The organism is Streptomyces sp. NPDC027185 (genome assembly GCF_055567035.1).
Genome location: NZ_JBVHRF010000012.1, coordinates 45,335 through 64,749, shown reverse-complemented (window position 1 = coordinate 64,749; position 19,415 = coordinate 45,335). Strand labels below are relative to the sequence as shown.

At 74.8% G+C, this 19,415-nt stretch carries 16 protein-coding genes; 6 read left to right on the top strand and 10 right to left on the bottom strand.

The features are described from left to right. Window positions 1-323 precede the first annotated feature (323 nt). Complete coding sequence (locus tag ACZ4M8_RS29260; protein ID WP_467612833.1) at window positions 324-1,226, top strand: DUF4190 domain-containing protein; 903 nt, start codon at window positions 324-326, stop codon at window positions 1,224-1,226. A 162-nt stretch (window positions 1,227-1,388) separates the two neighbouring features. Here ACZ4M8_RS29260 and ACZ4M8_RS29255 read toward each other — a convergent pair whose 3' ends face one another. After that, the gene (locus tag ACZ4M8_RS29255; RefSeq protein WP_467612830.1) at window positions 1,389-2,258 is read right to left on the bottom strand and encodes a hypothetical protein; all 870 of its coding nucleotides are present in this window, start codon (window positions 2,256-2,258) and stop codon (window positions 1,389-1,391) included. Between the two features lie 224 nt (window positions 2,259-2,482). On the opposite strand from ACZ4M8_RS29255, the gene ACZ4M8_RS29250 reads away from it, so the two are divergent. Further along, window positions 2,483-3,409 carry an MBL fold metallo-hydrolase gene (locus ACZ4M8_RS29250; RefSeq protein ID WP_467612827.1) on the top strand — a complete coding sequence of 309 codons (927 nt, stop codon included), beginning with the start codon at window positions 2,483-2,485 and terminating at the stop codon, window positions 3,407-3,409. Between the two features lie 275 nt (window positions 3,410-3,684). Here the strand turns inward: ACZ4M8_RS29250 and cseC are convergent, their stop codons facing one another. From cseC to ACZ4M8_RS29225, 5 genes are all read right to left on the bottom strand, one after another. Further along, on the bottom strand, window positions 3,685-4,986 hold the full coding sequence (gene cseC, locus ACZ4M8_RS29245) for a two-component system sensor histidine kinase CseC (RefSeq protein ID WP_467612824.1): 1,302 nt from the start codon (window positions 4,984-4,986) through the stop codon (window positions 3,685-3,687). Window positions 4,987-4,994: 8 nt separating this feature from the next. Further along, window positions 4,995-5,711, bottom strand: coding sequence for a two-component system response regulator CseB (gene cseB / locus ACZ4M8_RS29240; protein WP_399087433.1), 717 nt, complete (start codon window positions 5,709-5,711; stop codon window positions 4,995-4,997). A gap of 9 nt (window positions 5,712-5,720) precedes the next feature. Then, entirely contained in the window at window positions 5,721-6,359 is a 639-nt protein-coding gene (locus ACZ4M8_RS29235) for a hypothetical protein (protein WP_467612821.1), read from the bottom strand. 85 nt (window positions 6,360-6,444) lie between these two features. After that, on the bottom strand, window positions 6,445-6,996 hold the full coding sequence (locus tag ACZ4M8_RS29230) for a SigE family RNA polymerase sigma factor (RefSeq protein ID WP_399087437.1): 552 nt from the start codon (window positions 6,994-6,996) through the stop codon (window positions 6,445-6,447). 516 nt (window positions 6,997-7,512) lie between these two features. Then, a complete protein-coding gene (locus tag ACZ4M8_RS29225; protein ID WP_399087439.1) occupies window positions 7,513-8,475 on the bottom strand; it encodes an HhH-GPD family protein in 963 nt (320 codons plus the stop codon). Between the two features lie 480 nt (window positions 8,476-8,955). Here ACZ4M8_RS29225 and ACZ4M8_RS29220 point away from each other — a divergent pair, with 480 nt between their 5' ends. Next, the gene (locus ACZ4M8_RS29220) at window positions 8,956-9,627 is read left to right on the top strand and encodes a pyridoxamine 5'-phosphate oxidase (protein ID WP_467612817.1); all 672 of its coding nucleotides are present in this window, start codon (window positions 8,956-8,958) and stop codon (window positions 9,625-9,627) included. Window positions 9,628-9,661: 34 nt separating this feature from the next. On the opposite strand, the gene ACZ4M8_RS29215 is transcribed toward ACZ4M8_RS29220, so the two are convergent. Next, entirely contained in the window at window positions 9,662-10,270 is a 609-nt protein-coding gene (locus ACZ4M8_RS29215; protein WP_467612814.1) for a phosphatase PAP2 family protein, read from the bottom strand. A gap of 422 nt (window positions 10,271-10,692) precedes the next feature. On the opposite strand from ACZ4M8_RS29215, the gene ACZ4M8_RS29210 reads away from it, so the two are divergent. After that, a complete protein-coding gene (locus ACZ4M8_RS29210) occupies window positions 10,693-11,508 on the top strand; it encodes a hypothetical protein (protein WP_467612811.1) in 816 nt (271 codons plus the stop codon). Between the two features lie 378 nt (window positions 11,509-11,886). Next, on the top strand, window positions 11,887-12,876 hold the full coding sequence (locus ACZ4M8_RS29205; protein WP_467612808.1) for an NAD-dependent epimerase/dehydratase family protein: 990 nt from the start codon (window positions 11,887-11,889) through the stop codon (window positions 12,874-12,876). A 60-nt stretch (window positions 12,877-12,936) separates the two neighbouring features. Here the strand turns inward: ACZ4M8_RS29205 and disA are convergent, their stop codons facing one another. After that, window positions 12,937-14,061 (bottom strand): DNA integrity scanning diadenylate cyclase DisA, encoded by a 1,125-nt coding sequence (gene disA, locus ACZ4M8_RS29200; RefSeq protein ID WP_467612805.1) that lies wholly within the window; start codon window positions 14,059-14,061, stop codon window positions 12,937-12,939. 130 nt (window positions 14,062-14,191) lie between these two features. Then, window positions 14,192-15,604: a DNA repair protein RadA gene (gene radA / locus ACZ4M8_RS29195; RefSeq protein WP_345077337.1), complete on the bottom strand. Its 1,413-nt coding sequence runs from the start codon at window positions 15,602-15,604 to the stop codon at window positions 14,192-14,194. Window positions 15,605-16,120: 516 nt separating this feature from the next. On the opposite strand from radA, the gene ACZ4M8_RS29190 reads away from it, so the two are divergent. Next, window positions 16,121-17,929 carry an RNA polymerase sigma factor gene (locus ACZ4M8_RS29190; RefSeq protein WP_467612802.1) on the top strand — a complete coding sequence of 603 codons (1,809 nt, stop codon included), beginning with the start codon at window positions 16,121-16,123 and terminating at the stop codon, window positions 17,927-17,929. A gap of 485 nt (window positions 17,930-18,414) precedes the next feature. On the opposite strand, the gene ACZ4M8_RS29185 is transcribed toward ACZ4M8_RS29190, so the two are convergent. After that, entirely contained in the window at window positions 18,415-19,293 is an 879-nt protein-coding gene (locus ACZ4M8_RS29185; protein WP_467612799.1) for a DUF3109 family protein, read from the bottom strand. Window positions 19,294-19,415 lie beyond the last annotated feature (122 nt).

Sequence of the window (19,415 nt, the reverse complement as noted above, 5' to 3'; positions counted from 1 at the left end):
CCTGCCGCCGCCTTCCCGAACGGTGCCGGGAACGCCTTCGTGTCGAGGCTTTGGCTTGGTCCTCACGCCCCTGGAACGCGGCGCGTTCGGCCTGACCGGGGCCAGGAGGGGCCGACGCCCGTTCCTCGCCACGGGGCGCACCACGACGGCGCGGCGCGCGGCGCGGAGGGAGTCGCCGGAAGTCGCTCGGGCAGCGGGCGGCGCAGCGGTGACGGCCCGGGAGGGCTGTTGCTCGCGTAGGGCCGGAAAATAGGCAATGTGCGGGTAAAGGCGACTGCTATTGTCGCCTGTTCGTCTCTTCACGATCGATACGAGGACTTCGCATGTCTGTGCCCGCTCCGCCCGGAGAGCAGCAGCCCGACGGCAGACCCGACGAGACGCCCGACGGTGCCGCACGCGATCCCTGGGCCGCGCCGCCGCCCGGGACCGAACCGGTCGAGCGCGTGCCGCACCCGGCGGCGGCACCGTGGGGCCCGCCGCAGCCGCGCAACGGCATGGGCGTCAGCGCACTGGTGCTCGGCATCACCGGTGTCGTACTCAGCCTGTTCATCGTGTTGTTCTGGCTGGCGTGGCTGCCCGCGCTGCTGGCCCTGATATTCGGCGGCATCGGCGCCTCGCAGGCGCGCAAGGGCGTGGCGACGAACCGTGGCATGGCGCTGACCGGCGTGTTCCTGGGTATCGCCGGACTGCTGATCGCGGCGGTCAGCCTGATCTTCACAGTGGTGATCGTGGACAGGGCGGTCGACCGCGTGCGGTCCGAGACCGAGGAGCGCAAGGCCACCGCTGAGGCGTCCAAGAAGGCCGAGGCAGCGGCGGAGAAGGCCCGCCACCTGGCGTTCGGGGAGACGTACACCTTCGCCAACGGTCTGAAGGTGACGGTCGGTGAGCCGGGGCCGTTCACGCCGGACGAGTTCGCCAACGGGCACGCCGAGGGCAACAAGGCCATCGAGGTCACCGTCACCGTGGTCAACACCGGTGCCGAACGGGTCCGGGTCAACACCGGGCTACCGGACGTCAGCGACGCGGACGGCGCGACGGCGGAGCTGGTGATCGACGGCAGCGGACGTCAGAAGGTCATCGACGGCTACGTCCTGCCGGGCCGCAAGGCCGTCGGCAAGTACGCGTTCTCCCTGCCCCCGCAGGCCGCCGGGAAGGCCGAGGTCGCGTTCAGCCCGGACGCGATGGAGATGGACGACGCGTACTGGAGCGGGAAGGTGGGCGGCTGACGCCCCGTAGGGACAGATCCGTACGGGAAGCAGGCCACGACGGCCGGGAGGGGTGAAGTCCCCTGAGGGCAATGCCGTAGGGGACTTCATCGCAGGGCCGGCCACCCAACCCCCTTGAGCGCAGGGCCCGTACGGGATGTCCCGTACGGGCGCCCTGTTCCGTCAGTCCTCGTTGCTCGGGAGGACGCGGGTGCGGACGCGGCCTCCACCGGGCGGGGCGCCCTTGCGGCGCTCGACCAGTGCGGACTCTGTGAGGTGCCGGGTGGCGACACGGGCGAGCGTCCGGAGGACCGCCTGTACCTCCAGGTGGTCGAGGCCGTCGACGTCCCCGATGACGAGGGGGCTGTCGGCGGTCAGGCGGGTCCAGCCCGTCCCGTCGCGTCCCACCTGGAGCGTGAGGGTCTCGCCCGTCGGCAGGGTGAGCGTGACGCTCGCCCCGTCGGCCACCGCGTGCCGCCCGGTGTGGAGGAGGGCCTCGCGGCGGTGGTCGGAGTCGGCCGCGAGGTCCGCGGGTCCGGCGACGGCGGCCAGGGCCCGGTGACTGTGGTGCGTCACTTCCTCGCCCTGGCCCGCCAGGCCGGGCAGCGTCTCCCGGGGCGTCCAGCCCGGCCCCTGATCCGTCGGCGGTTCCAGCACGTCGGCGACGGTCTGCAGCGCGCCGGCCGCGGCGAGGGCCGCGCGGGCGAGGGGGTCGCGGGGGTCGTGCACGTAGGCGGGCCGGGCGACGGCGTCGGCGATCCTGGCGGCGGTGCGCACGGCGTCGGCGTGCAGGGGGACGCCGTCGGTCGCCCGGGGATCCGGCGCGTCCTCCTCGCGGGAGGCGCGGTCGATGTTCCGGGCGGCCAGGTCCGCGTAGATGGTGTCGCGGGTGACCCGGGCGAGGCGGGCCAGTTCGGCGACGTTACGGGTGCCGGTGCGCCAGGCGGCGGCGACGGCGTCGGCGCGGTCCTCGCTGAGCCGTTCGCGGCGCGCGGCCCAGGCGATGAGGGCGGACAGGGCGGCGAGGCGCGCCGCTTCTCGGGATTCAGACATGACCGCACCCTATGTCGACTCACTCGACATGTCGAGTGAGTCGACATTTTTCGCGCGCCCCGAGAAAAGACCCGCGCGCCCCTTACGGGACCGCTCCGCCGGCGGACGAGGATGATCGGGGCGCCCGCCGGTTACCCGCACAACCCTTACGGGGCGGCTCGGGGCGGTCTGTCCCGCCCTTCGCCGATCTCCCCATACTGGGCGGCGACGACAGGAGAGAGACCATGGCATCCACTGTCCCGAGCCCCTACTCCAGCACCGTCCACTGGCCCGTGGGGGAGACGACCCTGACGGCCCTCAGTGACGGGTTCTTCACCGCCGACCTGGCGACCGTCCTCCCCCGCTTCGACACCGGGGAGGCGGCGCGTCTCCAGAAGGCGGCGCACCGGCCGGAGTGCGCCGCCCTCACCCACACCATGTACCTGCTCCGAGGGCCGGGCCACGGGCCCGCCCTGGTCGACGCGGGGATGGGGAACGACTCGGTCCCCACCTTGGGACGGTTGCCGCACGCGCTGGCCGGGGCCGGTGTGCGGCCCGAGGAGATCGAGACCGTCGTCCTCACCCACCTCCATCTCGACCACAGCGCCGGCCTCGCCACCCCCCGCGGCGCCCCGTACTTCCCGCGCGCCGAGATCGTCCTGCACGCCGACGAGCTGGCGCACTGGCTGCCGGACGGGGCCGGCGCGCCGGTGCCGGAACCGGGCGAGGGGCTGCCGCCGTGGGCGCCGGAGATCATCCGTGCGGGTGCGGCGCGCGCCCTGGCGCCGTACCGGGAGCGGATCCGTACGTTCACCGGTGAGCACACCGTCCTGCCGGGCGTCACGGCGTTCCCGCTGCCCGGCCACACCCCGGGACACTGCGGCTACCGGCTCACCGGCGGCGGCCGGACCGTCCTGCTCGTCGGCGATCTGCTGCACCTGCCGGCCGTCCAGGCACCGCGCCCCGATGTGACCGTCGTCTTCGACTCGGACGCCCCGGCCGCGGCCCGCACCCGGGAGGCGGTCCTGCGCGGGGCGGCGGCGGACGGCGCCCTCGTCGCGGGCGCGCACACCGAGTACCCGGGCCTGAGCCGGGTCGAACGGCACGGCACGGGATACCGGCTCGTACCGGAACTGTGGATCAGCGCGATGGTGGAGGCGGCCGGGTCGTAGCGGACGTCGGGTCCCACGGGGAGGCCGGAGCCCGTGGGCCACCGGATTCCCTGGAGGAGGATCAGGCCCGTAGGGGACGTCAGGCCCGTACGGGACGGACGGCTCACCTACGGGATGCCGGACCCGTAAGGGCCAGAGCCCGTAAGGAAAACGAGCGGAGGCGGTTTACCGCGGTAAACCGCCTCGCCTCCTGGCCACCGGGGTCTCCCGTAAGGGACACCGAGCGTCCCTTACGGGACCACCCCGGCCGCACCGCACAAGGCCGCTGCCCCGCCTCACCGCTCCGGGAGGTGGATGACCGGGAAGCTGCCCGTGGCCGTCGGGGCGTTCTCCGGGAGCCAGAGGATGGCGACGGCGCCGGTCGAGCCGTCGCCCACCTCGTCGGCGTTGCGGAAGGTGAGGCGGGCACCGAGAACCCGGGCCTGGCCTGCGGCGATGGTCAGGCCGAGGCCGTGGCCACGGCCCGCGCGGTCACTGCTGCCGGTACGGAAACGGCTCGGGCCCTCCTTCAGCAGCGCCTCCGGGAAGCCCTTGCCGTGATCCCGGACGCGCAGGATGCGGCCCTCGACGGTGACCTCGATGGGCGGTTCGCCGTGCCGGACGGCGTTGGCGATGAGGTTGCCGAGGATGCGTTCCAGGCGGCGCGGGTCGGTGGTGACGTCCGCGTCCCGGACGATCTCGACCCGTACGTCCGAGTTGAGGGCCCGTACCCGGCGGCCGACGAACTCGCCGAGCGCCACGTCCTGGAGTTCGGCGCGCTCCGCGTAGCCGTCCAGCCGCGCCACCTCCAGCACGTCCTCGACGAGGGTGCGCAGCACCTGCGCCCGGTCGCGGACCAGCTCCGACGGGCGGCCCGGCGGCAGCAGTTCGGCGGCGGTGAGCAGACCGGTGACGGGGGTGCGCAGTTCGTGCGCGATGTCGGCGGTGACCCTGCGTTCCGCCTCGATGCGCTGCTGGAGCGCGTCGTTCATCGCGTCGACCGCCCAGGCCAGATCGTCCGTCTCGTCCCGGATACGGCCGCCGACCGCGTCCCGGATCCGGACCGAGGTGTCGCCGTCGGCGAGCTTCCCGGCGGCCGCCGCGGCCTTCCGCAGCCGCTGCGAGAGCCGCCCGCCGACCAGGACACCCAGCGCGCAGCCGCCGACGACGACCGCGGTCGAGCCGATCACCAGCGCCTGGTCGAGATCGTCGAGGACCTTGAAACGGTCGTAGAAGCGGTTGTGCATGGACAGCACCCGGCCGCCGCTGAGCGGGGAGGCGGCCCACACCTCGGGGGCGGCCTCACCGTTGTCCTGGAGGTAGGTGGCGCGGGTGTTGGTGAGGACTTCCTTGCGCAGCTCCGCGGGGATCGCCGGGTCGTCGATCTTGGCGCTGAACAGCAGCTGGCCGGTCGACTCGTAGATCCGCTGGGTGGAGTTCAGCCGCTCGATCTGGACGTCACGGCTGTTGTCGAGCATCGAGGCGCGGGCCGCGTTGTGCACCACGAGGCTCAGTGCCAGCGCCACCAGTGCGCCGACCAGCGCGATGGCGGCGCTGAGCTTCCACCTCAGCCCCGTCCGCAGGGGGAGCCTGAACACCTGGCGCGTCAGCCTCTCAGCTTGTAGCCGAAGCCGCGGACCGTCTCGATGCGGTCCTGTCCGATCTTGCCGCGCAGCCGCTGCACATGGACGTCGACGACCCGGGTGTCACCGCCCCAGCCGTAGTCCCACACCCGCTCCAGCAGGCGGTCGCGGGTCAGGACGGTGCCGGGGGCATCGGAGAACTCCAGCAGCAGGCGCATCTCGGTCGGCGTCAGCGCGACCGGCTCGCCGCCCTTGCGGACCTCCATGCCCTCGGTGTCGACCTCCAGGTCCCCGAAGCGGAGTATCGCCTCCGCGGGCTCGGCGTCGGCACCGGACGGCTGGGCTCCGCTGCGCGCGTCCGGCCCGCTGGCGTGGCCGAAGCGGCGCAGCACCGCGCGGATACGGGCGACGAGGACGGCGCCGTCGAACGGCTTGGTGACGTAGTCGTCGGCCCCCGCTTCCAGTCCGAGGACGACGTCGATGGAGTCGGCGCGCGCCGACAGCATGATCACGGGAACGGTGGACTCGTCCCGGATGCGGCGGCAGAGGCTGACGCCGTCCAGGCCCGGCACCATCACGTCGAGCAGTGCGATGTCGGGCCGGTCGGCGCGGAACGCCTCCAGGCCCGCGAGGCCGTCCGGCATCGCGGTGACCACGAAACCGTCGCGTTCCAGGGCGAGTTGGGTGGCCTCGCGGATGACGTCGTCGTCCTCGACGAAGAGCACATGGGTGTCGGCCATGCCGTTGTCTCAACCCTCCGATGTGTCGTCGTCATCGGGCACGGAGCCGTCGACGGTGGTCTTGCTGTAGTCCGTGTGGTAGCGGTCCAGTTCCGCGAAGCGGTTACGGGACCAGTGGTAGGTGGTCACGTCCTCACCGGACGGGCAGCACACCTTGTCCCCGGTGCCGTAGGTCTGCTTGGAGACCTCCAGGTCACCCTTGTTGACCCCGGCGGAGACGGATGGCTGCTCATCGCTGAACACGTTGTCATACCCACTGCCGCCCGCCTCGCTCTTACGGTAGACGTACGCACCGATCCCGATGGAATCCGCGCAGGTCATGACGTTGACGATGACGTCGGGAGCCTTGTTGCCGGTGAGCGAGGCGTACGTCACCTCGACCGGGTACGCGTCCGCGACACAGGGCTTGGCGAGGGTGCGCCGCACCTCGTCGCTGACCTTCGGGTCGCCCTTGAGCAGCGCCACCGCGTCGATCTTCTTCAGGGACGCGGAGGTGGTGGGTGAGGGGTCGGTGGAGGGGGCGTGGCCCGGCGCGGGGGCGGCGGTGGCCGTGCCCTCGCTGCGGACGCCCTCGCTGCCGGGGTTGCAGCCCGCGAGCAGCAGACCGAGCGCGGCCACTCCCGCCGTGGCCGCGCCGCCTGTGGTCAACCCGCCCGCGGTCAACCTGTTCCTGGACAATCCGCTCCCGCTCACCGTGCTGTTCGCACAGCCGCCGTTCCTGATGCCGTACCGGTCAGGCCGCGCACCGCTCCCGCTCCGTCTCGCCGCGCTCCAGCATGCGCGCGTCGATGTCACGGTCGGCCAGCTCCTGACGGAGGCGGGCCAGGGCCCGGTGCAGCGTGCTCTTGACGGTACCCGTCGACATGCCGAGCGCGGCAGCCGTCTCCTCGGTGCTCATCTGCTCCCAGTGTCGCAGCACGACGACGCTGCGCTGCTTGGGCGCGAGCACCCCGAGGATGTCCATCAGGAGGGCGCGGTCGGCGCGCTGCTCGGTGCCGTCGTCGACGCTCGCGTCGGGCAGCTGCTCGGTCGGCACCTCCTCCAGCTTCCGCGCCCGCCACCACTCGGTACGGGTGTTGATCATGACGCGGCGGAGGTAGGCGTCGGCCAGCGACTTGTCGGCGATGCCGTCCCAGCGGCCGTACGTGCGCACCAGCGCCGTCTGCAGGAGGTCCTGGGCGTCCACGGGGTCCGGCACCAGTCGCCGGGCGCTGCGCAGCAGCGCGTCCTGCCGCGTCCGTACGTACTCCTCAAAGTCCAGTACCTTGCCGCCGCTGGTCGCCATCCCGACGCCTCCGCTCCGCTTTTGCGAGTCCCCACGTTGACCGTGCCGGTGGTCATCTCCAGCACGAGGAGGACGCTACGGAGGGGGTGTTGCGGCGCAATGTGCGTCGGCCCCACAGGCAGTGCACGGAAATCCGTCGGTTGTGTAACAGCGCCCCAGGGGTCCTACCAGGGGCGGACGGCCCGTCCGAAATGCGTCATCCTCCGGACGGACGGGGGCCACCGGAGGATCGAGAGAAGCGGCGGCGAGGGGGGCGGGACGTTCCGGGCGGGGCGTTCCGGGCGCCGGGGCGTTCCGGCAGGGTGCGTCGGCCGTTCCGGGACGGCACGCGGAACGTTCCAGGCCCGCGCCGGTCGTTCCAGGACGGCGTACGGGACGTTCCGGGGCACCGTTCGCGGGAGAGCCTGAGGGACGTTCCAGGTGCGGTGCCCGGCCCCCGGACGCACGGAGGGACGCGCCCCGGGGACGCGTCCCTCCGTGCGTGGCCGGACCGGGCGGCCGGGCCGGTGGCCGGGGTCAGGTGCGCGGCAGGCGGTAGCGGCCGCCGGGCAGCGGTTCCACCAGACCGTCGGAGACCAGGCCGTCGAGCGCGCGGGCCCGCTGCACCGGCTCGTCCCACACCGCGTCCAGTGCCGCCTGCGGCACCGGCGACAGCGCCTCGCGCAGGACGGCGAGGAGCTTGCCGCGGACCTGCCGGTCGGTGCCCGCGTACGACTGCGTGCGGCGGGCCGGGCCCTCGTGGGGCGGGGAACCGGCCAGTTTCCAGGCGCACCGGGCGGCGATCGGGCAGCGCCCGCACTCCGGGCCGCGCGCCGTGCACACCAGCGCGCCCAGCTCCATCGTGGCCGCCGCCCACTTCGCGGCGATCCGCTCGTCGTCCGGGAGCAGTGCGCGGGCGAGCTTCCGCTCGGCGGCGGTGGTGGCGTTCGGCGGGAACTGGCGGCCGGTGACGGCGCGGGCGAAGACCCGCCGCACGTTCGTGTCCAGCACCGCGTGCCGCTGCCCGTACGCGAAAGAGGCGACGGCGGCGGCGGTGTACTCACCGACACCGGGCAGCGCCAGCAGCTGACCGTGCTCGCGCGGGACGTCCCCGCCGTGGCGTTCCTGTATGGCCAGCGCCGCGGCGTGCAGGCGCAGTGCGCGCCGCGGGTAGCCGAGCCGGCCCCACGCGCGGACCGCCTCGCCGGGGGCTTCGGCGGCCAGGTCGGCGGGGCGCGGCCAGCGGGCCAGCCACTGTTCGTAGACCGGCAGCACCCGGCTGACCGGCGTCTGCTGGAGCATGAACTCGCTGACCATCACGCCCCAGGCACCCGCTTCGGGGCGGCGCCAGGGCAGGTCGCGGGCGTGTGCGTCGAACCAGTCGGTGACGGGACCGTGGAGCTGGGACCCGTCGGACCCCTCCGCGGCCGGTACGGCGGCGGAGGGCAGGGAGGCGGCGGAGGGCGGGACCGTGGGGGTGGTGGCAGGGATGGAAGTCATGGCCCACCGATCCTGGCACGGGCGCACCCGCCCATGAAACGCGCCGGGCCCGCACCACCCCGCGCCCCACCCGCACGCGGGAGGCCCGGTACGTACGGGTGGCGGCTTACCGGGGGTAGGGGTGGTGCGCCACCGGGGCCGGTGCGGGGCATGTGCCAGAGGCGTTCGCCGCCCCGGGAGCGGCACCTTCGGGGCGCCTCGGGGCGGTGAGCCGGGACGGCGGGCGGCGAGCGGCGGGTGGCGGGTGGCCTGCCGGGCGGTCTCCCCGGGCGGGCTCAGCCGTGCAGGGCCGGGCCGGTCGCGCCGGACGTGGTTCTCCGGGAGCCGGTGTGCGAGCGACCTTGAGGGGGTCCAGGTATCCGTTCCGGGGGTGGGGCGCCCCCGCCTGCGCGGGGCCCGTTCCGGACGGCAGAGTGGAGGGACGGGCGGCCGGCGAGGCGTCGCCGTCCCGTGCGCACACCAGGAACGGAGACGGCCAGGATGACCACGTACGAGGCGGACGGGCCCGGAGCCGCGGTACCCGGGGAACCCGGGGGCGGAACGGCCGGCGGTCCCGAGGGCGGGACGCCCGGCGGCCCCGGGGGCGGAACGGCCGGCCCCCGGGACGGCCGCCCCGGCTCCCCCGGGGGCGACAGGCCCGGCGTACCGGGCTCCCCGCCCTGTGGCGACGGTCCCGGCCCGGCCGGTGAGGACTGTCCGGCCGCGATCCGGCAGGCACTCGCCGCCCATACGACGCTGACGCTCGCGTACGCGGACGACGACGGGCCGCAGGCGTGCGCGGTGCTCTACGCGCCGGGCGGGGACGCCGCCGCGCCTCTGCTGTACTTCGTCACCGCGCGTTCCACCCGGCACGGGCGGGCGCTGGCCCGGCCCGGGGCCCGGGTGGCGTTCACGGCGCAGCGCGACGGCCAGGAATGGAGCGGGCTCACCGGGCTCCAGGGGCGCGGCCGCTGCCGCGAGCTGACCGGCACCGCGCGGGCGGCGGGCTGGAACGCGTACACCGGGCGGTTCCCCTTCGTCGCCGGGGAGGAACGGCTGCGCGCGGCCCTGGAACGGACTGCCCTGTGGGAGCTGCGCCCCGACTGGCTGCGGCTGATCGACAACGGCCGGGGCTTCGGCCACAAAGAGGAGTGGCGGCCCCAGGGCCCGTAGCCCTGTGCCGCCACCCGGTGGTCGCCGCGGCCGGTCAGCCGGCCGCGTGCGAGCCCCGCCGCGCCTCGACCAGCGGCTTCAGCGGCCCGGTACGCAACTTGAGCACCAGCGCCGTCATCGGGCCGGTCAGCGCGGTCACGCAGATCGCGGCGATCACCGCGCCGAAGAGCAGCCCGGCGGCGACGTCGTGCGGGTAGTGCACGCCGACGAAGACCCGGGAGAAGCCGGTCAGCAGCGCCACCGGCACCGCGAGCCAGGCCGCCGCGCGCCAGGCGAGGAAGATCCCGACGGCCAGCGAGGCGGCGATCACCGAGTGGTTGCTGGGGAAGGACCAGTCCCCCTCGGGCGGGCAGGTGGCGATCGACGCGGCGGCGTGCGCCACCGCCCGGCACGGCCGCTCCTCGTGGACGAAGCTCTTGAGGATCTCGCTCAGGAGGTAGGCGACGGCCGTGCCCACCGGCACCAGCACGGCCAGGGCGACCGCACGCGGTGCGTGGCGCCGCGCCCGCCACCAGCCGAGGACGGCCACCGCCATCAGGAGCAGGATCCCGCCTTCGGTACCGGCGTCGGCGAAGGAATGGACCCACCCAGGGGTGCCGTGCGCGAAGTCGGTGACATCGCGATAGAGGTCGGTGCTGTTCATGAGGGACGACGGTACGTAATGCCGGGCCCTTAGCGCACCTGGCCCACGTGTCCAGGGCCGTCCGGCCAACGCCGGGCACCCGTCCGGTGACCGTTCGGAAACGCCGGACCGGTGGCCACGGAGGCGTCGGGACCGGTGGCGAGGCCGGTGGCCGGGGCAGGTGGAACGGCAGCGCCGGAGGCAGCAGGGAACGGCACCGCCGAACGGATCCGAGGTCGGGACCAGGGGACGTCCCTCTGGGGTCAGCTCCGGCCCGCCCTCGCGGACGGTTCTGGAACAGGCGCTGGAACGGTTCCGGAACGGCCCTGGAACGCCTCACGCCTCCTCTCGCGTCCCGTCTCCGGACCGATCATGGGAAAAGTTGCCGTTCTGTGCGGCGGGTACTGGCCGGTGCCGGTGGTGATCTCTCGTAGAGTTTCCGCGTGGGATCTCTGCGCAATCCGATCGGGCCGCTCCCCTCCTCCATCTACTGGCGGCGGAGAGCCGTTGCGCTGGGCATCATCGCGCTGCTCGCCCTCCTCACGGCGTGGATCCTCAACTGGGGCGGCGACAGCGGCTCCACCGGATCCGAGGACAAGAGCACCGCGGGGCACGGCCCGGCCGACGCCATCACTCCGGGTCCGTCCTCCACGGGCCCCGCGATCAGTCAGAAGCCGGGCGGCCGCGACGAGTCGGGCGACGACGGCGCGGGCGGATCCGGCGGCGCGGACGGTACCGGCTCCGGCGGTCCGGGCGGCGGGAGCGCGGGCTCCGGCGGCGCCGGCTCCGGGGGTCCCGGCGCGGGCCCGATCGGCACGGGTACCGGCGGCGCGCCCGTCACGGCCGGTTCGGCCCTGCCGAACTGCACCGGCTCCAGCACGGAGTTGGCGCTGCGCAGCGTCAAGGACGCGTACCACCCGGGCGTGAAGCCCGAGTTCGAACTGTCCGTCAAGAACACCGGCGGCGCGGACTGCAAGGTCGATCTCGGCGCGAAGGCCGCGGTGCTGACCATCACCGACACCACCGCGGACGACCCGGTGTGGGCCTCCGACGACTGCCCGAAGGGCTCCGCCACCGCCTTCCTGAAGATCCCCGCGCACTCCACCGTCACCCGCACCGTCACCTGGGACCGCCGGGCCGGCGGCCCGCAGTGCGCCACCCCGAGCGCCGCCTTCGTCCCCGCCGGCAAGTACCGCGTCGAGGCCGCCGTCCCGGGCCTGACCGCGGTCCACACGGACTTCACGCTCGCCAAGGACTGACCCCGGAACGGCCCCGGGCCCGTCCCCCGGGCCGTCCCACCGGGGGCGGGCCCCGGGCCGTCCTCCATTCCGCGTTCCAGGCCGCCCCTCCCACGTTCCGGGCAGCCTGGGGCCCCGTTCGTCCCCGCGTCCCGCGTTCCGTGTTCCGTGTTCCGGGCGACGGTCTGCCCCTCGTCCCACCGTCGCCCTCCGTACGTCCTGCACCTCGGCAAGTGCGGCGAACGGCCTCACCGGAGAGTCCGTTCCAGCAGGGCGCGGTCCGGCCGTACCGTCCCCGCCGCCTTCGGACGCACGGACTCCGGTTGTTCCGCCGGCAGCGGATCTGCTCGGAGCACGCGTTCCTGGCGGCCCCGGGACGGCGCGGGGCACAGTCGCCGTATGAAGCTGCTGATGCTGGGTGGAACGGAGTTCGTCGGCCGCGCGGTCGCCGAGGAGGCCCTGGCCCGGGGCTGGCAGGTGACGGTCTTCCACCGTGGCCGCCACGCACCGCCTCCGGGGGCGGCGGTGCGCACCGGCGACCGGAACACCCCGGGCGGTCCGGACGCACTGAAGGACGGGGTCTGGGACGCCGTCGTCGACACGTGGAGCGGCGCACCCGTCGCCGCCCGGGACACCGCACGGCTGCTGTCCGGCCGCGTCGGGCGCTACCTCTACGTCTCCTCGCGGTCGGTCCACCCCTTTCCGTGCGCCGCGGGGCTCGACGAGAGCGGCCCCGTGGTCGACGCCTCGCCCGACGACCCCTCCGCCGACGACTACGCGCGGGCCAAACGGGGCGCCGAACTGGCCGTCCAGGAAGTGTTCGGCGAGCGGGCGGTGCTGGCCCGTGCCGGGCTGATCCTCGGGCCGTACGAGAACATCGGGCGGCTGCCGTGGTGGCTGGGCCGCATCGCCCGGGGCGGGCCGGTCCTCGCACCCGGCCCGCGCGGACTGCCGCTCCAGTACATCGACGTCCGCGACCTCGCCCGCTGGTCGCTGGACGCGCTGCGCGACCGGGTGCCCGGCGGCGCGTACAACGTCGTCAGCCCGACCGGTCACGCCACGATGGGTGAACTCCTCGACGCCTGTGTGCGGGTGACGGGCGCGGACGCCGAATTGCGCTGGGCCGCACCGGAAGCGGTGACGGCCGCCGGGATCGCACCGTGGACGGAGCTGCCGGTGTGGCTGCCCCCGGGTGAGCAGCACGACACGCTGCACCGCGGCGAGGTGACGAAAGCGCTGGCCACCGGGTTGCGGTGCCGTCCCGTGGCGGAGACCGTCGCCGATACGTGGGCGTGGCTGCGGTCGATCGGCGGCACCGCGCCGCTGCGCCGGGACCGGCCAGCGGTGGGGCTGTCCCCGGAGAAGGAGGCGGCGTTCCTGGCGGCGTGACGCCCGCCCGTCATACGGGCGCGCGGGCCCGGAGGCCGACCGGCCCCGGGCCCGGCGCCGTCAGACGTACCGTTCGAGGATCGACGACTCGGCGAGGCGGGACAGCCCCTCGCGGACCGAACGGGCGCGGGCCTCACCGACACCGTCCACCGCCTGGAGGTCGTCGACGCTGGCGGCCAGCAGCTTCTGGAGGCCGCCGAAGTGGTCGACGAGACGCTCGATGACCGCGCCGGGCAGCCGCGGCACCTTCGCCAGCAGCCGGAAACCGCGCGGCGACACCGCGGAGTCCAGCGTCTCGGGCGAGCCGCTGTAGCCCAACGCGCGGGCGACGGTCGGCAGTTCCAGCAGTTCGGTGTGGGTGAGCGCGTCCAGCTCCGCGAGCGCCTCGGGGACGGTACGGGAACGTTTGGCGGTCGGCTCGGGGACGTAGTCGCGGGCGACCAGCTCGCGCTCCGGCTCGACTCCGGCGATCAACTCGTCCAGCTGGAGCGTCAGGAGGCGGCCGTCGGTGCCCAGTTCGACGACGTACTCGGCGATCTCGGTGGCGATCCGGCGGACCATCTCCAGGCGCTGCGCGACGGCGGAGACGTCCCGCACCGTGACCAGGTCCTCGATCTCCAGGGCGGAGAGGGTGCCGGCGACCTCGTCGAGGCGGAGCTTGTACCGCTCCAGCGTCGCGAGCGCTTGGTTGGCACGGGAGAGGATCGCCGCCGACTCCTCCAGGACGCGCCGCTCCCCGTCGACGTACAGGGCGATCAGCCGCATCGACTGGCTCACCGAGACGACCGGGAAACCCGCCTGGATGGAGACGCGCTGCGCGGTGCGGTGGCGGGTGCCGGTCTCCTCGGTGGGGATGGAGGCGTCCGGCACCAGCTGCACCCCGGCGCGGAGGATCTTGCTGATGTCCTTGTCGAGCACGAGCGCGCCGTCCAGCTTGCACAGCTCACGCAGGCGGGTGGCGGTGAACTCGACGTCCAGCACGAAGCCGCCGGTACACATCGACTCGACGGTTCTGTCGAAGCCGAGGACGATCAGTCCGCCGGTGTTGCCGCGCAGGATGCGTTCGAGTCCGTCGCGCAGGGCCGTACCGGGGGCGACCGCGCTCAGCGAGGCGCGCATCAGGGCGTCGGTGCCGGAACCCCCGCCGGACCTGCCGGGAGACGATGCCCGGTCGTTGGCTGCCACTGCACTCCTCCGTCGCACGGTCTGTCGGTCCGCAGCCGCCCGGCCCCTGCCGTGGTGTCCTGCGGCGTACCAGGGAGCGTACGTGTCCCGGCGGCAGGACTCGGTGGGGCGGGCGGGACCGGGGCAGAGTCTACCGGCGGACCTCCTCCTCCTGCGGGGCCGCTCGCCGGGGCCGCTTGGGCAACACCCGCAGCGCCTCACCGACGTCGGCGACCTCCAGCACCCGCATCCCGTCGGGGATCTTCCCCGGATCGGACGGCACCAGGGCGTGGGTGAAACCGAGCCGCGCCGCCTCGGCGAGCCGCCGCTGCACACCGGTGACGCGCCGCACCTCCCCGGCGAGCCCGACCTCCCCGATGGCGACGAGGTTCTTCGGCAGCGGGGTGTCGCTCGCGGCACTGGCCAGGGCGAGCGCCACCGCGAGGTCGGCGGCGGGCTCGGTGAGCTTCACCCCGCCGACGGTGGCGCTGTAGATGTCGCGCTTGCCCAGGGCGCTGATCCGGCCGCGCTGCTCCAGGACGGCGAGCATCATCGAGACGCGGGAGGTCTCCAGGCCGGAGGTGGTCCGCCGCGGCGAGGGGATCTGCGAGTCGACGGTGAGCGCCTGCACCTCGGCGACGAGCGGACGGCGGCCCTCCAGCGTGACGGTCAGGCAGGTGCCGGGCACCGGCTCGGCGCGGCGGGTCAGGAAGAGGCCCGACGGGTCGGCGAGCCCGGTGATGCCCTCGTCGTGCAGCTCGAAGCAGCCGACCTCGTCGGTGGTGCCGTAGCGGTTCTTGACGCCGCGGACCAGGCGCAGCCGGGCGTGCCGGTCGCCCTCGAACTGGAGGACCACGTCGACGAGATGCTCCAGCAGGCGGGGGCCTGCGATGGCGCCGTCCTTGGTGACGTGGCCGACGAGGAGGGTGGCCATCCCGCGCTCCTTGGACGCGCGGATGAGCGCCCCGGCGACCTCGCGGACCTGCGCCATACCGCCCGGGGCGCCGTCGATCTCCGGGGAGGCGACGGTCTGCACGGAGTCGAGGACCAGCAGCGACGGCTTGACGCTGTCGAGATGGCCGAGGACGGCGGAGAGGTCGGTCTCGGCGGCCAGGTAGAGGTCCTCGCTGAGCGCGCCGATGCGGTCGGCGCGCAGCCGGACCTGGCTCGCGGACTCCTCACCGGTGACGTAGAGGGTGCGGTGCGCGTCGGACGCGGCCTTCGCGGCGACGTCCAGCAGGAGGGTCGACTTGCCGACCCCCGGCTCCCCGGCGAGCAGCACCACGGCCCCGGGGACGAGGCCGCCGCCGAGCACGCGGTCCAGTTCGGGCACGCCGGTGGAGCGGGCGGTCGCCCGGCGGCCGTCGACCTGCCCGATCGGCACGGCGGCGGTGGTGACCCGCCCCGGCGCGGTGGTGCGGACCGCCCCGGCGCCGCCGGTCTCCTCGACCGTGCCCCACGCCTGGCATTCGGGACAGCGCCCGAGCCACTTGACGGTGGTCCAGCCGCACTCGGTGCATCGGTAGGAGGGGCGCTCCTTGGCCGACGTTTTACGGGTTGCCATGACGTCACCGTAACGGCGGGGTGTGACAACGGGCGCCGACGGCGGCCGGGCGGGACGGCGCGGGCGCGGGTCCGGGCAGGTGGCGGGCGGACGGCGCGTACAGCGGCGGCCCGAGCGGCGTGCCCGGACCGCAGGTTCTCCCCGGGGCACCGCCGGACGTCCCGCCGCTCGCGCCGGGGCGCTCCCCGCCGAGCACGCCACGGCGCTCCCCCCATGGGCGAGAACCTGATGCAGAACCGCTGGAGCGCCGTTCCACCTCCCGTTCCCGCCGTTCCACCCGTTCCACGGCCGCCCGTTCCGCCGTCGGCCGCACCGGGTTCCACCCCGTTCGGGGAGCCCGGGTGTTTTCCGTCGGAAACGGTCGAGGGCGCCCGGACCCGGCCCCGCCACCTTCGGGAGGCTTGGGCGGAACGGGTGGTTCCTGTCCCCTTTTGAGTGAGATGCTCACTCGTTAGGGTTGAATGTGCGGCCAGACGGCGAGTGCCGCTGGATCATCGCCCTACCGTCGCCGGGGTGATGAGCAGGCCCGAGCACCCCACGCACACCACCGGCGCACACCGGTCGCGCAGCGGCGCTTCGCATCGGAGCAGGCCGCAGCACCCCGGCCGACCGGCGCCGTCCGACCGTCCCGAGCAGACCGGCCACCCCGAGCGGGCGGCCCGCATCGCCTGGCCCGTCCTGCCCCCACCCCCGGGCGCCCCGGGTCCGCAGCCGCACGCCCCGCGCCCCGGTGCCCCCGGCCGTCCGGGGCACCCCGTCCGCGCCGCGGGCTACGAGCCGTATCTGGACGGGCTGTTCACGTACTGCCTGTCGGTGCTGTGCGCGCACGACGCGGCGACCGCGGTGCTGGGTGAGACGCTGGCGCTCGCCGAGCGGCAGCACGGCAGGCGCCCCGGCGATCCGGGCCTGTACCGCCCGTGGCTCTACGCACTCGCCCGCTGGGCGTGCCTGCGCCGGCTGGCCGATGCCGCGCCGCCCGATCCGGCGGACGGCCCGGAGGCCGGACGGCGTGAGCTGGCCCGGCTGGCGTGGCCCGAGGCGGCCGGGATGACGCCCGAGCAACGCGAGGCGCTGGAGCTGTCGGTCCGCCACCGGCTGCCCGCGGCGGAGGTGGCGGCGGTGCTCGGCACCGACCCGGTGGCCACCCGGGCGCTGCTGGCCACCGCGTCCTGCGAGGTCGAGCGGACCCGCGCGGCGCTGACCGTCGTCGAGCGCGGCCGGTGCCCGGACGTGGCACAGCTGGCCGGCGGCAGCGGGATGCTGCTCGGGGCGGTGCTCCGCCGGGAGTTGGTGCGGCACGTCGACGACTGCGCCGAGTGCCGCCGGACCGCCGAGTGCGCGACGGCCGCCGGTCCCTGGCCGGGCACCGCACCCGCGGCCCGGGGGACGCTGCCGCTGGTCGCGGCGCCCCGGGAGGCGGTGTTCGGGGCGCTGGCGGCGGCCCGGCGGGCGCGCTCGGGGCGGGCTGAGGGGGTGGCGGGTTCGGGGGTGCCGGACGGGGCGCGCCGTACGGGCCGCGGCGGTGGGCCAAACGGTTCTCCACGCTACGACCGCCGGGGCTTCCCGGTCCGTCCGACGGATGTGGCGGCCCGCCGGCTGAGGCTGCGCAGCCGCGCGATGACGACGACGATCGTCGCCACCGTACTGGCCGCCCCGGTGCTGGCCCTGTGGGCGGCGTACCGCGGGGCGCCCGAGCCCGGGAAGGCGGAGAGCGCGCCGCCGGTGTCGGCCGTCGACTCGGACAGCGGGCGGCTGGACGGCCGTCCCTACGAGAACGCGGGAAACGCCGGGACGCCCCCGCGCTCCTCGACGTCGGCGCCCGGAGGGGCGGGGAGCGTGGCGGCGCGGGTGACCGGCGCGGATACCGGACGCGCGCGCCGGGACACCGGTCCCGGGCGGCTGACCGTGGCGGCGCAGCCGCGCGGCGCGGCGACCGTCATCACGCTCAGCGCGTCCGGGGGCGCCCCGGTGCGGTGGACGGCGGCGTCGGGCGCCCCCTGGCTCCGGCTCAGCCGGACGGCCGGGGAGCTGCGGCCGGGGCGGACCACGACGGTGCTCCTCCACATCACGCACGACCGGGAACCGGCCGGTCCGTGGCGGGCCCGCGTCGTCATCGGTCCGGGCACCACCACCGTCACGGTGGAGGGCCACGGCACCGGCTCTCCGGGTACGGACGCCCCGCGCCCCACGGACCCGTCCCCCGCCCCGTCCCGTCCGGCCACCCCGTCGCCCCGCCCGACCGGTCCGTCCCCGACGCCCCCCGGCCCCACGCCCACCGGGCCGGCGCCCGCGGACTCGTCCACGCCGGTGGCCACGGTGCGCTGAGCGGGCGGGCGGCACGGGACACCGCCCCTTACGGGTGGAACGCCGGAACGGCCCGGTGGAACGTCCCACGGCCGACGCGGGACACCGGAACGGCCCCGGCAAGGCACCGCACCACCCGACCGGAACACCGGACGGAACGTGCGGAACGCCCTTCCCCTACGGGTGGAACGCCGACCCGGCCCGTCCGGGACGCCGGGCTGCACCGAACGGGCCGCCGCCCCGCCTGTCCGGGACGCCGGAACGGTCAGCTGGAACGTCCGAGCGGCCGGGCTGCCGAGCGGCCGGAGGGCCGGAAGGCGGGAAGGGGTCGGAGGGCCGGAAGGGGTCGGCCGGGACGCCGTCCCCCACCGGGTGACCGCCCGAGCACACCGCTCGGCACACCGGAAACGGCCCGGGTGGAACGCCGGAACGTCCCGGTGGCCAGGCCCGCCCCTCAGCCCCGAACGGCCTCTCCGCACCCGGACCTCATCCCGGGAACGCGCCGGTCAGACCGTTCCCTCCGGGTGTTCCAGCTTGGCCGCCTTGCCCGAGCGGGCGGACTTGGGCGGGCGCGCGGGGTCCGCCGGGTGCGGGGCCAGCGGGAGGGTGGCGGCCAGGCGTTCCTCGCAGAGTTCGGCGAGCTTGGCGTAGCCCTCCTTGCCCATCAGTTCGGTGAGTTCGGGCTCGTACGAGACGTAGACCGGGTCGCCGGCGCCGTGGGCGGAGGTGGCGGAGGTGCACCACCAGTGCAGGTCGTGACCGCCGGGGCCCCAGCCGCGGCGGTCGTACTCGCCGATCGTGACCTGGAGGATCTGGGTGTCGTCGGGCCGGTCGATCCAGTCGTAGGTGCGGCGCACCGGGAGCTGCCAGCAGACGTCCGGCTTGGTCTCCAGGGGTTCGCGGCCCTCGCGCAGCGCCAGCAGGTGCAGGGAGCAGCCGGCGCCCGCCGCGAAGCCGGGGCGGTTCTGGAAGATGCAGGAGCCCTGCCAGCGGCGGGTCTGCCGGTCGCCGTCCTCGTCCTCCTCGGTCCAGCCGCTCTCCGTGCCGACGTCGTGGAACTGCCACAGCTCCGGCGTGAGCCGCGCCACGTGTCCGGCGACGCGCTGTTCGTCCTCCTCGTCGGAGAAGTGCGCGCCGAGCGTGCAGCAGCCGTCGTCGGCGCGGCCCGCCTGGATGCCCTGGCAGCCGCTGCCGAAGATGCAGGTCCAGCGGGAGGTCAGCCAGGTCAGGTCGCAGCGGAAGAGCTGCTCGTCGTCGGCCGGGTCCGGGAAGGTGACCCAGGCGCGGGCGAAGTCGAGGCCGACCTCGTCGGTCGCGGCGCCCGCCTGGCGCTTTGCGCCCTTCTCCGCGGTTTTCCCGTGCTTCGCCTTGTTCGTCTTAGCCACCTCTCCAGCGTACGGGCCCGGCGCCGGCGGCTCCGTCCCCCCGGGCGCGCGCGTATCCCCGCCGGGCGCCCCGGATCGCACCGCATCCCCCGGGCGGGCCCCTCCGCCTCCGGGCGCCGCAG

Coding starts and splice junctions, on each gene's coding strand:
- ACZ4M8_RS29260 (WP_467612833.1), top strand. CDS start 324: ATGTCTGTGCCCGCTCCGCCCGGAGAGCAGCAGCCCGACGGCAGACCC.
- ACZ4M8_RS29255 (WP_467612830.1), bottom strand. CDS start 2,258: ATGTCTGAATCCCGAGAAGCGGCGCGCCTCGCCGCCCTGTCCGCCCTC.
- ACZ4M8_RS29250 (WP_467612827.1), top strand. CDS start 2,483: ATGGCATCCACTGTCCCGAGCCCCTACTCCAGCACCGTCCACTGGCCC.
- cseB (WP_399087433.1), bottom strand. CDS start 5,711: ATGGCCGACACCCATGTGCTCTTCGTCGAGGACGACGACGTCATCCGC.
- ACZ4M8_RS29230 (WP_399087437.1), bottom strand. CDS start 6,996: ATGGCGACCAGCGGCGGCAAGGTACTGGACTTTGAGGAGTACGTACGG.
- ACZ4M8_RS29225 (WP_399087439.1), bottom strand. CDS start 8,475: ATGACTTCCATCCCTGCCACCACCCCCACGGTCCCGCCCTCCGCCGCC.
- ACZ4M8_RS29220 (WP_467612817.1), top strand. CDS start 8,956: ATGACCACGTACGAGGCGGACGGGCCCGGAGCCGCGGTACCCGGGGAA.
- ACZ4M8_RS29215 (WP_467612814.1), bottom strand. CDS start 10,270: ATGAACAGCACCGACCTCTATCGCGATGTCACCGACTTCGCGCACGGC.
- ACZ4M8_RS29205 (WP_467612808.1), top strand. CDS start 11,887: ATGAAGCTGCTGATGCTGGGTGGAACGGAGTTCGTCGGCCGCGCGGTC.
- radA (WP_345077337.1), bottom strand. CDS start 15,604: ATGGCAACCCGTAAAACGTCGGCCAAGGAGCGCCCCTCCTACCGATGC.
- ACZ4M8_RS29190 (WP_467612802.1), top strand. CDS start 16,121: ATGAGCAGGCCCGAGCACCCCACGCACACCACCGGCGCACACCGGTCG.